This is a genomic window from Mesorhizobium sp. M2E.F.Ca.ET.209.01.1.1 (assembly GCF_004010375.2).
GTDB lineage: Bacteria > Pseudomonadota > Alphaproteobacteria > Rhizobiales > Rhizobiaceae > Mesorhizobium.
In genome coordinates this window covers 1-336 of the sequence record NZ_SADP02000661.1, presented here as the reverse complement: position 1 = coordinate 336, position 336 = coordinate 1, and the positions used below count along the sequence as shown (strand labels likewise).

Annotated in this window: 1 pseudogene; it reads right to left on the bottom strand. The window is 59.2% G+C overall.

Annotation, left to right across the window (positions count from 1 at the left end):
* Window positions 1-283 (bottom strand): annotated as a pseudogene (locus EN852_RS37340) (phosphatase PAP2 family protein); the annotation flags it as partial.
* Between the last annotated feature and the right edge of the window lie 53 nt (window positions 284-336).

Genomic DNA, 336 nt, shown 5'->3' with positions numbered 1-336 from the left:
CGCTGGGCGCGATCAAGAGATGCGTGACGCCGGCGTCGTAAGGCCTGATCCGGTGGACGAAGAGCAGGATCGCCTGGTTGATCGCCAACCCGAGCAGGAAGGAAAGACCGGCGGACAGGCAGGCATGACGCACATGGAGGCGGTCGTTCCTGGACCACCATTGCAGAGCGACGGCAATCACCATCAGCGGCACGCCGATTTGTGAGATGGTGATCATTGTCCTATCAAGGAGCGGGCTGATGCCGGCAGCGGCGTTGATCCAGTGCGTGAGAGAAACATCCATTCTTTGCTTGCTTCCCCTGATTTAGAAGTGAGATCGATCGTTGAAGCCCGCCG